Below are 14,180 nucleotides of genomic sequence, written 5' to 3'. Positions count from 1 at the left end.
GCGGGCGAAGCGTCCCGCCCGCTCAGACCGTGCGCAGCGCCTCGATTTCCAGCGGCCCCTCGGCGTCGAGGTAATGTTCGAGCCAGTGGATGTCGTAAAGACCGTTCTGGACGTCCTGGTTGCGCACCAGCGCCCGGAACAGCGGCAGCGTGGTTTCGACGCCGTCCACCACGAACTCGTCCAGCGCGCGCCGCAGGCGCATCAGGCATTCGGTGCGCGTGCGGCCGTGCACGATGAGCTTGCCGACGAGCGAATCGTAATTCGCCGGGATGCGGTAGCCCTGATAAACCGCCGAATCGACGCGCACGCCGAGCCCGCCGGGCGGATGGTAATAGGTGATGGTGCCGGGCGAGGGGCGGAAGTTGGACGGATGCTCGGCGTTGATGCGGCACTCGATGGCATGGCCGTGCAGCACGATGTCCTCCTGCCGGATGGACAGCGGCGCGCCGGCGGCGACGCGGATCTGCTCGTTGACGAGGTCGATGCCGGAAATCATCTCCGTGATCGGATGCTCCACCTGAATGCGGGTGTTCATCTCGATGAAGTAGAATTCGCCGTTCTCGTACAGGAATTCCACCGTGCCGGCGCCGAGATATTGCAGCTCCCGCATCGCGCGGGAAACCACCTCGCCGATGCGCTCGCGCTCCGACAGGTTGAGGGCGGGCGAGGGCGCTTCCTCCCACACCTTCTGATGGCGGCGCTGGAGCGAGCAATCGCGCTCGCCCAGGTGAATCGCGCCGCCGCGTCCGTCGCCCATCACCTGAATCTCGATGTGGCGCGGCTTCTCCAGATATTTCTCCAGATAGACGGAATCGTCGCCGAAGGCGGCCTTCGCCTCCATGCGCGCGGTGGCGAGCGCATCGGAGAGGCTCGCGGCGTCGCGCGCCACCTTCATGCCGCGCCCGCCGCCGCCCGCCGCCGCCTTGACGAGCACGGGAAAACCGATGTCGGCCGCGACGCGCTGCGCCTCGTCATCGTCCGTGATGCCGCCTTCGGAGCCGGGCACGCAGGGAATGCCGAGCGCGCGCGCGGTGCGCTTGGCCTCGATCTTGTCGCCCATCAGGCGGATATGATCGGCCTTGGGGCCGACGAAGGCGATGCCATGCTCGGCCAGCACATCGGCGAAATGCGCGTTTTCCGACAAGAAGCCGTAGCCGGGGTGCACCGCGTCCGCGCCGGTGATCTCGCAGGCCGCGATGAGCGCCGGGATGTTGAGGTAGCTGTCGCGCGCGGGAGGCGGGCCGATGCACACGCTCTCGTCCGCGAGGCGCACGTGCATGGCGTTGGCGTCGGCGGTGGAATGGACGGCGACGGTGGCGATGCCCAGTTCCTTGCAGGCCCGCAGGATGCGCAGCGCGATTTCGCCCCGGTTCGCGATCAGGATCTTGTCGAACATCGATTACTCGATCACCAGCAGCGGCTCGCCGTACTCGACCGGCTGCCCGTCCTCCACGAGCACGGCGGTGACGGTGCCCGAGCGCGGGGCCACGATGTCGTTGAAGGTCTTCATGGCCTCGACCAGCAGCAGCTTGTCGCCCGCCTGCACTTTCGATCCCACCTCGATGAAGGGCTTCGCATCCGGCGAGGGGCGGCGGTAGGCTGTGCCCACCATCGGCGACAGCACGGTGCCGGGGTTGTCGGCGAGCGCCGCCGCCGCGGGCGCGGCCGGCGCGATCGCAGCAGCCCCCGGCAACGTCGCCGCCACCGGCGCGGCCTGCGGCAGAACGACATTGGCCGTGACGGCGCGCGCGACGCGGATGCGCAGGTCGCCCTTGGCAACCTCGATTTCCGTCAGGTCGGTTTCCGAGATGAGCTTCGCAAGCTCCCTGACGAGTTCAGGATCGATAGGGCTGATTTTTGCCATGCTTTCTTCTGTCAATGGTTTCCAACGCCTTCAACGGCCGCCGTGCGCGCCCGCAGCAGCGGCACGATGGCTTCCAGCGCCAGCTCGTAGCCGGCCGCGCCGAAGCCCGCGATCACGCCGTGCGCCACTGCTGCAATCACGGAATGATGGCGAAATTGCTCCCGCGCGTGCACATTCGATAAATGCACCTCGATTGCAAGCGCCCGCGAGCCCGAAATCGCATCCCGCAGCGCGATGGAGGTGTGCGTGTAGGCGCCGGCGTTGAGGATCACGCCCGCTCCCGCAAGCCCCGCGTTCTGCACGAGGGTGACGAGCTCGCCCTCGCTGTTGGTCTGCGCGAAGGCAAGCGAGATCGCCCCGCCGCCGGCGGCCGCCAGAACCTCTGCCCTGGCCCGCAGGCGCGTCTCGATATCGGCGAGCGAGAGACGGCCGTAAACTTCCGGCTCGCGCTGTCCGAGCAGGTTGAGGTTGGGACCGTTGAGAACGTGGATTGCGACCATTCGGCGGTTGCTCAGCTTATCGCGGTCCGCCGTCGTCCGAACGCCGGAAGGCGTGTGCGAAGGCGCGCCCGCATCGTCGACGCAAAGCGATTCCACCTCTTAGACCGGCGCGGCCGACAGGGAAAGGGATATGGTTCCGCTTTTCTGCGTATAACCTCTGTTTTCGATGTTTTTCCGCCGTGGATCAGCAAGTGACCTTGCCGCACTGGCGCACCGAAGCCACGATCGTCTGCAATGTCTCCAGCCCGACCGCGCCGGGGATCACGCTGTCGCCGGCGATGAAGCTCGGCGTGCCCGTGAGCGAAAGCCGCTCGCCTGCCTGCATGTTGCGCGCCAGCTTCTGACGCACGGCTTCCGATTCGATGTCCCGCGCGAGCCGCTTCATGTCCGCGCCGGCCGCCTTCGCGACTTCGAGCGCGCGCTCCTTGCCCACCACGCCCTTCGACAGAAGAAGATCGGAATGGAAACGGTAATACTTGTCGCCGGACAACTGATTGCCCGCCGCGATGCTCACCAGCGCCGCGTCGGCTGATTCGGAGCGCAGGATGGGGAAATCGTGCAGCACGAAGCGGATGCGCGGGTCCGCCTTGACCAGCGCCTCGATGTCGCCGAGCGCTTTCTTGCAGAAGCCGCAGTTGTAGTCGAAAAACTCGACGAGCGTGATGTCGCCCTCCGGGTTGCCGAGCACGATGCCGTCCCGCGCGGCGGCGTCCGCCGTCACGTCGCGCACCGCCTCCGCGACGACGGCGCGCTGTTCCTTCTCCTGATGCGCCTCGAGCGCCGCCAATGCGTCCTTCAGCACCTGCGGGTTGTTCACCAGATAGTCGCGGATCACGCTCTCGATCTGCGCCCGCTGCTCCTGCGGCATCTCCGCGGCGGGGGCGGAGGCCGCGAACGAGGCGACGCAGGCGGCGGCGAGGAGAGAACGGCAAAGCCGGCGTAAGGCGCGCATGAACATATCCCGCGAAAGGCGCCGCAAGGCGCGATAGACCGAATTCGTCCCGGAGGCGGGGAACGGAAGGCTCCCGCGCCTGGACAGGGTATCTATGTGGCCTTTGACGCGGCCGGGGTCAATCACACAAGTTGGTGACGGCTCAGGCCGCCCCGGTCGGCGGCTCCACCGGCAGCCCGTTATCGATGGCGTGCTGGCGCAGGTTCTTCTGCGGCCGCGCGCCGATGTGCTGGATGACATGGGAAGCCGCGAGCCCGCCGTGGTGGGCGGCCGTGCGCAGGTCGAGCCCGTGCGAGAGGCCGAACAGGAAGCCGGCCGCGAACAGGTCTCCCGCGCCCGTCGAATCGGTGACTTCCGCCACCGGAAACGCCGGCACCGCGATCGTCTCGTCGCGCGTCACGACCAGCGCGCCCTTCTCCGATCGGGTCACGACGCCGAGCAGGTCTTCCTCGCGCAGCGCCTCCACGGCGGCGTCGAAGTCGGAGGTCTCGTAGAGGCTCTTGAGCTCCGTCTCGTTGGCGAACACGATATCCACCGCCTGCGTGCGCAGGAGGTTGAGGAATTCGCCGCGGAAGCGCTCGACGCAAAAGGCGTCCGAGAGCGTGAGCGCCACGTCGCGCCCCGCGTTGTGCGCGATGGCGGAGGCCGCGACGAACGCCTCCTTCGCCTCTTCCGGGTCCCACAGATAGCCTTCGAGATAGGTGATCGCGGCGGCTTCCACCGTCTCGCGGTGAATGTCGGCGACGGTCAGGTGGCGGCTTGCGCCCAGATACGTGCTCATGGTGCGCTCGCCGTCCGGCGTCACCACGATCAGGCACACCGCGGTCGCCGGGCCGTCGGCGGCCGGCGCGGTGGGAAAGGCCACCGACAGCGAGCGGATGTCGTGACCGAAGCGCCTGCCCGCCTCGTCGTCCTTCACCTTGCCGATGAAGGCGGGTTTCGCGCCGAGCGAGGCGAGGCCGGCGACAGTATTGGCGGCGCTGCCGCCGGAAACCCAGGTGACAGGACCGAGCGCGGCGAAAAGCGCGTCGGCGCGCGCTGCGTCGATGAGCTGCATGGAGCCCTTCACGAGATTGTGCGCAACGAGGAAATCGTCTTCCGCGCGGGCGATGACATCGACGATGGCGTTGCCGATACCGAGCACATCATATTGAGCAGTCATGTCCTGTCCTGGGCTTGAGCCGCGCCCCGGCCGTGACCGGCCAGGCGCCGCTTGCGGGTAGAGCCTCGCGGGCCGGAAAGTCAACCGCTCTTGCGCCATCGATGCGAAAACAGGGCCGCTATCGTAACTTTGATTGGACAGGCGGGACCTGAACCGCGACAATTCCGGCGCTGGAACGGGCGGCGCCCGGGACGCGGAACATGAGCTAATATTAACTTGCGCGACCGTCCTGTTGCATTGCACAATCGTTCCAAAGTGCATTGTTGATAGATAACCTGGACTGAAGGGCATTTTGCCGGCTGCGGTTCCGGTGGCTGTGCGGGGATGACGCATGCGTAGGTTGCTGGCGGTCGGAGTGCTCGTCGTCGTCCTGGCGGTTGCCTGGGCGGTCGTCTACCAACGCCGTGGCGGGGATCTCGCGGGCTTTCTGGCGGGGCCCGTCGCGGAGTCCCTCGCCGGTCTCGGGCTCGTGACGCAATCGTCGGCGCAGGCGGGCGCGGAGGGCAAGGCCGCGCCGGCGCCCGCCGCACCCGCGCGGAAGCTGCCGGTGGAGACGGCGCCGGTGCGGGTGGGCGAGTCGGTATCCGAGATCAACACCGTCGGCAGCCTGCAATCGGACGAGAGCGTGCAGATTTCCTCCGAAATCGCCGGGCGCGTCGCCGAGATCAGCTTTTCGGAGGGTGAGCAGGTCACGGCCGGCGATCTTCTGGTGCGGCTCGACTCGACGCTGACGGAAGCCGAGATCGCGGATGTGCGCGCCAGGCTCGATCTCGCCGAGGCCAATTATCGGCGCACCAACGTGCTCGCCCAGGGCGGCAACGCCACCCAGCGCGCCAACGACGAGGCCGCGGCGGCGCGCGCCACCGCCCGCGCGGCGCTGGCGCTCGTGGAGGCGCGCTACAACAAGCTTTTCATCCGCGCGCCGTTCTCCGGCATGCTCGGCGTGCGCAAGGTTTCCGTCGGCGCCTATCTCAATCCCGGCGCCGAAATCGTCAATCTCGAGAAGATCGACCGGCTCAAGGTCGATTTCAAGGTGCCGGAAATCCATCTCGCCAATGTCGCCGTCGGCCAGACGATCGAGCTGTCGGTCGACGCCCTGCCGGGACGTCGCTTCACGGGCGCGATCTACGCCGTCGATCCGATGGTGGATGTGAACGGGCGGGCGCTCAACATCCGCGCGCGGCTGCCGAATCCCGATCTCTTGCTGCGTCCGGGCCTGTTCGCCCGCATCGCCGTCAAGGGCGCGAGCCTCGGCGAGAGCGTCTTCATTCCCGAGGAGGCCATCGTGCCGCGCGGCGCGGATGCGATCGTCTACAGGGTTGTCGACGGCCGGGCGCGCGAGACGGTGGTGCGGCTCGGCATGCGCCGGGGCGGCGAGGTGGAGGTGGTGGACGGGCTGGACGCCGCCGCCGTCGTCGTCACCGCCGGCCAGCACCGCCTGCGCGACGGCGCGCAGGTGGAAACGGTCGTGGCGGCGGCCGGCCAGACCTGACGGAAAGGGCGCGCGATGGGATTTTCGGAGCTTTGCATCCGGCGGCCGGTGTTCGCCACCGTTCTCAGCCTGATCCTCATACTCATCGGCATCGTCTCCTACGGCCGGCTGACGGTGCGCGAGTATCCGAACATCGACGAGCCGGTCGTCTCCGTCACCGTGCGCTATCCCGGTGCCTCCGCCTCCATCATCGAAAGCCAGGTGACGCAGGTGCTGGAGGGTTCCATCGCCGGCATCGCGGGCATCGACGTGCTCGAATCGGTCAGCCGCTCCGAGTCGAGCCGCATCACCGTGCGTTTCGGCCTGAGCGTCGATTCGGACGTGGCGGCGAGCGACGTGCGCGACCGTGTGAGCCGCGTGCGCGGACGGCTGCCGGACGAGGTGGACGAGCCGGTGATCGCCAAGGTCGAGGCCGACGCCCAGCCGGTCGTCTTCATCGCCTTCATGAGCGAGCGCATGAACGCGCTCGAACTCACCGATTATATCGACCGTTACGTCGTCAACCGCTTCAAGAACCTCACCGGCGTCGCCGATGTCACCATCTTCGGCGAGCGCCGCTACGCCATGCGCGTCTGGGTGGACCGCGAGCGCCTCGCCGCCTACAACCTTACGGTGCAGGATGTGGAAGGGGCGCTGCGGGCGCAGAACGTCGAACTGCCTTCGGGCCGCATCGAGAGTTCCGGCCGCGAGTTCACCGTGCTCTCGCGCACGGGCCTGGCCACGGTGCAGGAATTCGAGAACGTGGTGGTGAAGCTTGCGGGCAACCATCAGGTGCGCCTGCGCGATGTGGCGCGGGTGGAGCTCGGGGCGGCGGACATGCGCCGCGACGGGCGCTTCAACGGCCAGACGAGCGTCACCGTGGGCATCGTCAAGCAGGCGGTGGCCAATCCGCTCGACGTATCGGCGGCGCTGCGGCGCGTGATGCCGGACATCAACGCCTCGCTTCCCGACGGCGTCACGGCGCAGATCGCCAATGACAACGCGGTGTTCATCGACCGTTCGATCAAGGCCGTCTACCATACCATCGTCGAGGCCATCGCGCTCGTGGTGCTGGTGATCCTCATCTTCCTGCGTTCGCTGCGCGCCTCCCTCATTCCCATCGTCACCATCCCGATCTCGCTGGTGACGACGTTCGCGCTGATGCTGATGCTCGGCTTCAGCGTCAACACGCTGACGCTGCTCGCCATGGTGCTCGCCATCGGGCTCGTGGTGGACGACGCCATCGTGGTGCTCGAAAACATCCATCGCCATGTCGAGGAAGGCATGAAGCCGGTCGACGCGGCGATCAGGGGCGTGCGCGAGATCGGCTTCGCCGTCATCGCCATGACGCTGACGCTCGCCGCCGTGTATGCGCCGGTGGCCTTCGCGGAGGGGCGCACGGGCCGCCTCTTTCTCGAATTCGCGCTGACGCTCGCCGGCGCGGTGATCGTCTCCGGTTTCGTGGCGCTGACGCTCACCCCGATGATGTGCGCGAAGCTGTTGCGCCACAACCCGAGCCCCGGCCGCCTCTTCCTGCTGCTGGAGCGGGCTTTCTCCGGGCTGGAGGCGGGATATCGGCGGCTGCTGTCGGGCGCGATGCGGGTGCGCTTCCTCGTGGTGGCGGTCGCGCTCGTCGTGGCCGGCCTGAGCGGCTATTACATCACGCTGCTGCGGTCCGAACTCGCACCCGTCGAGGATCGCGGCGTCGTCATGATTCGCGGCAGCGGCCCCGAGGGCGCGACGCTCGCCTACATGAGCCGCTACGTCGACATCATCGAGCGGGATCTGCGCGAGATCCCGGAAATGGATTCGGTGCTCGTCATCCTCGGCTTTCCCGAAATCACCGATTTCATGGCGATCGGGCGGCTGAAGGACTGGGACGCGCGCGGCGTCAAGCAGCAGCAGCTCGCCGCCGACATGCGCCAGCGTCTCCAGCGCATCCCCGGCATCGAGGCCTATGCGAACAATCCCGCCTCGCTCGGGCAGCGCGGCTCCTCGCGTCCGGTGGAATTCGTGGTGCAGACGTCCGGCACCTACGAGGAATTGCAGGAGCATGTCGACGCCATGCTGGCGCGGGCCCGGGAATGGCCGGGCTTCGTCAATCCCGAATCCGACCTGAAGCTGAACAAGCCGGAATTCCGCGTGACGCTCGACCGCGCGAAGGTGGCCGATCTCGGCCTCGACGTCTCGGTGGTCGGCCGCACGCTGGAGACGCTGCTCGGCGGACGGCAGGTGACGCGCTTCGAGGTGGACGGCGAACAATATGACGTCTACGTGCAGATGGCGGCGGAAGACCGCGCCTCGCCGTCGACGCTCTCGACCATCTTCCTGCGCGCGCCCTCGGGCGAGATGGTGCAGCTTTCGAACATCGTGCAGGTGTCCGAATCGGTGGCGCCGAAGGACCTGCGCCGTTTCAACCAGTTGCGTTCCGCCACCATCTCCAGCAACCTCGCCCCCGGCTACGCGCTCGGCGACGGGCTCGCCTTCCTGGATCGCGCAGCGGCCGATGTGCTGCCGGACGGTGTACAGACGGATGTCGGCGGCCAGAGCCGGGAGTTCCGGGCCTCCAGCCAGAGTCTGGCGATGGTTTTCGTGCTGGCGCTGGGCTTCATCTATCTGGTGCTCGCGGCGCAGTTCGAGAGTTTCCGCGATCCGCTGATCATCCTGCTCAGCGTGCCCCTGTCCATGACGGGCGCTCTGGCCGCGCTCCATTACGGCGGCGGCACCATGAACGTCTATTCCCAGATCGGGCTGGTGACGCTGGTGGGGCTCATCACCAAGCACGGCATCCTGATCGTGGAATTCGCCAACCAGCAGCAGGAAGCGGGCCGGGACAGGCTTGCCGCCGTCGTGGAGGCGGCGACGCTGCGGCTGCGTCCGATTCTCATGACGACGGGCGCGATGGTGCTCGGCGCGGTGCCGCTGGCGCTGGCCACGGGGGCCGGCGCCGAGAGCCGCCAGCAGATCGGGCTCGTCATCGTCGGCGGCATGATGCTGGGCACGCTGCTGACGCTGTTCGTCGTGCCTGTGGTCTACACGCTCATCGGGCGGCGTTTCGCGCAGGACGAGGCGGTGGCGGACAGCGCGCGGATAGCGCCGGCGGAGTAGATCCGAAAGGTCGCGGGGAGCATTTCCGGCGGCTTTCTTCCGCTGTCTGCGGCCGGCCGGACGATCGATTCGGGCATCGGTCGCGAAGAGGAGCGAAAACAGAAACGGTCCGCACCGCCGCCGCTTCGGCAACGATGCAAACCGCTTTTTCCCGCCGCGACGGCGCGTGACACATCAGCCGAAAACGGCCTCGATCTTTTCCTTCAGCGTCTGGGCGTTGAAGGGTTTGACGATGTAGTTGTTCACGCCGGCCTTCTTGGCGGCGATGACGTTTTCGCTCTTCGCCTCGGCCGTGACCATGATGAACGGGATCGCTTCAAGCGCGGGATCGCTGCGCACCTGCTTCAGCAATTCGTAGCCCGTCATGGGCTCCATGTTCCAGTCCGAGATGACGAGGCCGTATTGACGCTCCTTCAACTTGGCCAGCGCCTCACTGCCGTCGGCAGCGTCGTCGATATCCTGAAAGCCCAGCTGTTTGAGAAGATTTCGAATGATTCGAATCATCGTCTTGTAGTCGTCGACTACGAGAATGGGCATTGAAAGATCAAGGGCCATCGATCACTCCGATCGTGCATATACTGTACATTCAACGTAGCGGAAACGTCAACATCACCAGTAGATGACATCTGTAGCTTGCCTGAGGCTTGCTTTTTGTAATTTTCAAATATTGCGCGGTTGCTGGCGATCGGCTATCTGTGTGCCGGGTTTTGCTGATGGCAGGAGAATGCCGATGCTGGCGGATCGGCGGCCGTTCCGAATCGAGGCCGGACACGAAGTGGAGAGCGAGGAGCGGGATTTGCGTATGACTGCCGAACCGGTTGATTACGCACCGCTTTTCGAGCGGGTTTTTACAGAGCTGGCGGAAATCAGGGGCCTTGTCCAGAAGGGCGCGGCCGCTGCTTCGACGGAGTCTTCCGCGGGCTCGGGATCGATGAAGGCTGAGGTCGCGCTGATTCATCATGCGATATCGCAGACGAAGCGCGAGATCCTCAACCTGCAAGTCAAGGGGTTGCAGGGCGACTCGTCCAGCCGTGCGCTGGACGAGCTGGACGCGGTGGTGAGCGGCACCGAGGCCGCGACGGAAACCATTCTTTCCTCGGCCGAGACCGTGGAGGAAGCCGCCGGCAAGCTGCTGACCAAGTTGAGCGGCGCCGATCAGGCGATGGCTATCGAAATTCACAAGCAGGCCATTCGCATCTTCGAGGCGTGCAATTTCCAGGATCTGACCGGCCAGCGCATCAGCAAGGTCGTGCAGGTGCTCCACTTCGTCGAGGATCGCGTGGCGACCATGATGGCGATCTGGGGTGGGGAGGAAGGCTTCTCCTCCGTTTCCAGCGGCGAGGTCCCGTCGATGTCGATGCAGCGCGAGGGCGATGCGGCTTTGCTGAACGGTCCCGCGCTCGCCACGGATGTCAACGTGGTCTCCCAGGACGATATCGACTCGCTGTTTTCCTGACAGCCGTCCCGGCCTGTTCTTGACAGGCGCTGGCGGCAGGTCGGCCGGTTCGTCATCGTTCCGCATATCGCGAAAGCGGTTCCGGGCGCAAAGCGGATGCCGGTTTTGCGCCCGAACGTGCATTTGCGGCAGAAAGACCTGAGTCTTTCCCGCTTTCGTTGTGCGGCCGGTGCCGTGTCATTATATGTAGATATTATGACGTTTCCGGCTGATATCAAACAATATCGTTGTTTTTCGCTGAGAAAAGGCGCCGTGTTAATGTAAAGCGGCATCGCGCCGGGTTGTTGATTTCCGTCATGGACGGTTCGCTGTTATGATTTGTACGTAGTTGGCGGTGTAAGAATCATCCCGGATCCCGTCGGGAAGGCTTCGGAGGCGTCAATGGCATCGCAAGCAGCAGAATCGGGCCGGGGTGACATCGTGGGTCGGGAAAGCGGCGGCTTCGATGACGACGTGTTTCTGATCGCGCGCATCATGGACGGGCAGCGCTCCACGGCGGAGCAGCGGGCGCAGGCGCTGAAGGCGCAGCTTTCGGAGTATTCCGCGCTGGGTGATCTCACCACCCAGTCGTCGAGCCACCATGTCACGCATATCGCCACCGATCACAGCGCCCGTGTCCGCGCGGCACTGGACGCCGCGCATGTCCTCACGGACGAGTTCGTTCGTGAGGCGCAGGCCGGCGGGGCGGGGCTGGCGGAGGCGCTGCGGCAATACTGGATCGACCGCGCGCAGCGGGCCGTGCTCTACGCGGACACCATCCGCGAGCGCGGCGATATCTTCCTCGCGCATGAGGCCGCGGGATGTCCGCCCGTTCTCGTCTATGGCTATGACCTCGTGCTGGACGGCGCGGATCAGCCGCGTCCCACCAATTACGTGCTGCTGCGCGTGCGCCCGCCGGAAGGCATGCAGACCTTCGACTGGAAGCGTCCCTACGTCATCATCGATCCGCGCGCCGGGCAGGGCGCCGGCATCGGCGGCTCGCAGATGGACAGCCAGGTCGGCGTCGCGCTGCGTGACGGGCATCCGGTGTATTTCGTCAGCTTCCGTCGCGAGCCGGAGCCGGGGCAGACGCTCGCCGACGTCACGCGCACCGAAGCGGCGTTCGTGCGTTACGTGCAGGCGCAGCACCCCAAATCCGCCAAGCCCGTCGTGATCGGCAATTGCCAGGGGGGCTGGGCGACGCTGCTGCTTGGTGCGAGCAACCCCGACATCACCGGGCCGCTGGTGCTGAACGGCGCGCCGGTGGAAACGTGGTCGGGCGAGATCGGCCGCAACATCATCCGCTACAACGCCGGGCTGATCGGCGGCCAGATCCTGCCGATGATCCTGTCCGACATCGGCAACGGCGTGTTCGACGGCGCGTGGCTGGTGCTCAATTTCGAGCTGATGAATCCCGGCCGCAACTATTTTCGCAAGTATTACGACTATTTCAACGAAATCGACACCGGCCGCAGCCGGTTTCTCGAATTTGAAAAATGGTGGGGCGGCTTCTTCCTCATGAACGAGGAGGAAATCCTTTGGATCGTGCGGGACCTGTTCATCGGCAACCGGCTCGCGCGCAACGAGGCGCGCCTGGAGCACGGGCGCAATCTCGACGTCAAGCAGATCCGTTCGCCGGTGATCGTGTTCACGAGCCTCGGCGACACCATCACGCCGCCCAAGCAGGCGCTGAACTGGATCGTCGATACCTATGCCGACGAGAGCGAAATCAGGATTCGCGGCCAGCGCATCATTTACATGGTGCATGAGAAGGTCGGGCATCTCGGCATTTTCGTCTCTTCCTCGATCGCCCGGCGGGAGCACACGGAAGTGGCTTCCACGCTCAAGACCATCGAGGCGCTGGCGCCCGGTCTTTATGAGATGCGGATCGAGGACATCATCGGCGAGGGCGCCGACCAGCAGTTCAGCGTTTCCTTCAACGAGCGCAAGATGAGCGATCTGCCCGGCGCCAACGAGGGGCGGCGCGACGAGGTGCCCTTCGCGGCGGTCGCGCGCCTTTCCGAGTTGCAGGGCGAGCTTTACGACATTTTCCTGCGCCCGTTCGTGCAGGGGGGCGTGACGCAGGCGACGGCGGAACTGTCACGGGCGCTGCACCCGCTGCGTTTGCAGCGCGGCCTGCTGTCGTCGCACAATGCCGCGTTGCGGCCGGTGGAGGCCCTCGCCCGCGCGACGGTGGAAAATCGCGCGCCGGCGGATGAGGACAATCTCTTCGTGCGCACGGAGCAATGGCTTGCGAACGCTTTCGAGCAATCCGTCGATATCGCGCGCGACCTGCGCAATGCGTGGTACGAGACGCTGTTCTTCAGCATCTACGCCACGCCCCATATGCGCTGGTTCGGGCGCCGCTTCGAGTTCGGGCGCACGCGCAAGTCGCGCGAGGAGCTGTTCGCGCTGCCGGAGGTGCAATCGGCGCTGGCGCATATCGGCGGCGGCGGGTTCGTCGAGGCGGTGATCCGCATGCTGATTCTGCTCGCCGACTCGCGCGGCAACGTGCGCAAGGACAGGCTGGAGCGCTCGGCGCATCTTCTGAACAAGACCGAGCCGTTCAGCCATCTCGCCCCGGTGGAGCGGGCGCGCATCATTCACGAGCAGAGCCTCACCGCCCAGTTCGCCCGCGAGCAGGCGCTGGAGCGCCTGCCGGACCTGCTGCACACGGCGGAGGAGCGCGAACAGGCCTTGGAAGCGGTGCATTACGTGCTCGGTCCGCTCTCCGATGCCGATCCCAGGGCGGCGGCCACCTTCCACGCCTTCCGCCACGTGCTCGGCCTGCCGCCGCTGGTGGAGGAAGTCGGCGCGGCGCCGGAAGGACAGGCCGTAACGGCCTGACGGAGACCGGGCCGCGATCCCGGCGATCCCGTTTCTTATCACTCCCTGTCGCGGGCGCATTCTCAGGGCGCGCCCGAACACCTGACTGCTGTCAGAAACAATGGCCTCGACGGACACGTTATCGACGGAACGGACACGTTATCGACGGATATGTCACTTGTCTGTACATATTTTTCCGTACCGTGCAGATGTGGCTGGGCTGTTGTCTGAAAGCAGAGGGCTCCATGAACAGTTTATCTATCAGTTTCATTCTCAGGACCATCGTCGGCGTCCTTGTCGCCGCGAGCATCGTTCAATTGTCACTCGACGCAGCGTCGGCATGGCGCCGCACCGTCGAACTGGCGCGGATCGAGGCGGTGACGCGCATCACGTCGTATCTGTTCGACGCGGTGCATAATTTACGGGCTGATTCGGCTAACACGCGCCAGGCCCTTGTCGGCGATGGCGACGTATCCGGCAGTCTCGCGCAGATTCAGGCCGCTCGCGCCGCCGAGATGCCGGCCATCGAGCAGGCGATCGCCGTCTTGCAGACGGCGGACCTGCCGGCAAGCCCGGAACTGGCGGCCAATCTCAAGATGGCCCATAACAGCCTCAAGGCGCAGCAGGAGCAGGTCTCGGAAGTTCTCCGGCAGTCTCGCGCCAACCGTCCGGCTGATCTTGGCGATCAATATGCGGCGAGAGTCGCGGCGACGATCGATGTACTGACGGAAACGTCTCTCAAACTCACGCACAGCGTCCGTCTTCAGGACAGTTTCACGGACCGGATGCTCGACATCAAGTCTTTCGCCTGGCTGGCACGCGCGGCCGCGGGAGATGCTGCGCTTATTACGCTTGATGCATT

General features: G+C 65.7%; 11 protein-coding genes. 5 read left to right on the top strand and 6 right to left on the bottom strand.

The genetic code is table 11. From position 1 onward, the window contains the following. Positions 1–22 precede the first annotated feature (22 nt). From accC to ACOYJQ_RS11420, 5 genes are all read right to left on the bottom strand, one after another. A complete protein-coding gene (accC, locus tag ACOYJQ_RS11440; RefSeq protein ID WP_433458564.1) occupies positions 23–1,396 on the bottom strand; it encodes an acetyl-CoA carboxylase biotin carboxylase subunit in 1,374 nt (457 codons plus the stop codon). Positions 1,397–1,399: 3 nt separating this feature from the next. Further along, a complete protein-coding gene (gene accB / locus ACOYJQ_RS11435) occupies positions 1,400–1,864 on the bottom strand; it encodes an acetyl-CoA carboxylase biotin carboxyl carrier protein (RefSeq protein ID WP_433458563.1) in 465 nt (154 codons plus the stop codon). 11 nt (positions 1,865–1,875) lie between these two features. Then, the gene (gene aroQ, locus ACOYJQ_RS11430) at positions 1,876–2,364 is read right to left on the bottom strand and encodes a type II 3-dehydroquinate dehydratase (RefSeq protein WP_433458562.1); all 489 of its coding nucleotides are present in this window, start codon (positions 2,362–2,364) and stop codon (positions 1,876–1,878) included. Between the two features lie 184 nt (positions 2,365–2,548). Next, the gene (locus ACOYJQ_RS11425; protein WP_433458560.1) at positions 2,549–3,316 is read right to left on the bottom strand and encodes a DsbA family protein; all 768 of its coding nucleotides are present in this window, start codon (positions 3,314–3,316) and stop codon (positions 2,549–2,551) included. Between the two features lie 142 nt (positions 3,317–3,458). Next, on the bottom strand, positions 3,459–4,478 hold the full coding sequence (locus ACOYJQ_RS11420; protein WP_433458559.1) for an adenosine kinase: 1,020 nt from the start codon (positions 4,476–4,478) through the stop codon (positions 3,459–3,461). A gap of 331 nt (positions 4,479–4,809) precedes the next feature. Here ACOYJQ_RS11420 and ACOYJQ_RS11415 point away from each other — a divergent pair, with 331 nt between their 5' ends. Both ACOYJQ_RS11415 and ACOYJQ_RS11410 read left to right on the top strand, forming a co-directional pair. Next, positions 4,810–5,970, top strand: coding sequence for an efflux RND transporter periplasmic adaptor subunit (locus ACOYJQ_RS11415; RefSeq protein WP_433458558.1), 1,161 nt, complete (start codon positions 4,810–4,812; stop codon positions 5,968–5,970). A 15-nt stretch (positions 5,971–5,985) separates the two neighbouring features. Next, positions 5,986–9,057, top strand: a complete 3,072-nt coding sequence (locus ACOYJQ_RS11410) for an efflux RND transporter permease subunit (RefSeq protein WP_433458557.1) — start codon at positions 5,986–5,988, stop codon at positions 9,055–9,057. A 174-nt stretch (positions 9,058–9,231) separates the two neighbouring features. On the opposite strand, the gene ACOYJQ_RS11405 is transcribed toward ACOYJQ_RS11410, so the two are convergent. Beyond that, the gene (locus tag ACOYJQ_RS11405; RefSeq protein WP_433458556.1) at positions 9,232–9,612 is read right to left on the bottom strand and encodes a response regulator; all 381 of its coding nucleotides are present in this window, start codon (positions 9,610–9,612) and stop codon (positions 9,232–9,234) included. A 175-nt stretch (positions 9,613–9,787) separates the two neighbouring features. On the opposite strand from ACOYJQ_RS11405, the gene ACOYJQ_RS11400 reads away from it, so the two are divergent. The 3 genes from ACOYJQ_RS11400 to ACOYJQ_RS11390 all read left to right on the top strand — a co-directional run. Beyond that, positions 9,788–10,513 (top strand): protein phosphatase CheZ, encoded by a 726-nt coding sequence (locus tag ACOYJQ_RS11400; protein ID WP_433458555.1) that lies wholly within the window; start codon positions 9,788–9,790, stop codon positions 10,511–10,513. Positions 10,514–10,894: 381 nt separating this feature from the next. After that, positions 10,895–13,339 carry a DUF3141 domain-containing protein gene (locus ACOYJQ_RS11395; protein ID WP_433458554.1) on the top strand — a complete coding sequence of 815 codons (2,445 nt, stop codon included), beginning with the start codon at positions 10,895–10,897 and terminating at the stop codon, positions 13,337–13,339. A gap of 188 nt (positions 13,340–13,527) precedes the next feature. After that, positions 13,528–14,180, top strand: a 653-nt coding sequence (locus ACOYJQ_RS11390) for a hypothetical protein (protein ID WP_433458553.1), incomplete at its 3' end; no start/stop codon positions are given.

The sequence above is a fragment of the Pseudochelatococcus sp. genome (assembly GCF_050946405.1).
Lineage (GTDB): Bacteria > Pseudomonadota > Alphaproteobacteria > Rhizobiales > Beijerinckiaceae > Pseudochelatococcus.
This window is presented reverse-complemented; position numbering and strand designations above follow the sequence as displayed.